Source organism: Streptomyces sp. SID3343, from assembly GCF_009865215.1.
GTDB lineage: Bacteria > Actinomycetota > Actinomycetes > Streptomycetales > Streptomycetaceae > Embleya.
Genome location: NZ_WWJX01001234.1, coordinates 1 through 506, shown reverse-complemented (window position 1 = coordinate 506; position 506 = coordinate 1). Strand labels below are relative to the sequence as shown.

Genomic DNA, 506 nt, shown 5'->3' with positions numbered 1-506 from the left:
TACCGCCGTGCCGGCCGCCGAGGCCGACGTCGAGGGCGCCGGCGGCGGACGCCTCGCAGCGGCCGGCGTTGGGGCTGGGGTGACTGGCTCCGTCCCGGCGCAGCACGGTCCAGGTCCTGATCGGGTCGCCGCCGACCACCGGGGCCGCCGCGACGGTGAGCAGGCCGGTGAGGCGGGCCGGGATCCAGTTGGCGACGTCGTCGAGTCGGGCCGAGGCCCAACCGAAGTTCTCGTACCGCGGGCTGTGGTGGCCGACCATGGCGTCGAGCGTGTTGATCGCCCGGTAGGCGAGCAGGCCTGGGATACCGGCCACCGCTCCCCACCAGAGCGGGGCGACGACGGCGTCGGAGGTGTTCTCGGCGACCGACTCGACGACGGCGCGGGCGATGCCCTTCTCGTCGAGGCGGGCCGGGTCCCGGCCGACGAGCCGGGGCAGGGCGGTCCTGGCGGCGGCGAGGTCGCCGGCCACGAGGGGGGCGGCGATCCCCCGGGCCTCGCGGCGCAGG

1 protein-coding gene is annotated in these 506 nt (G+C 77.3%); it reads right to left on the bottom strand.

Annotated features, from left to right (window positions below):
• Positions 1 to 506 (bottom strand): adenosylcobinamide-phosphate synthase CbiB (cbiB, locus tag GT354_RS38585; protein WP_161361040.1); only part of this gene is annotated, 506 nt, incomplete at both ends.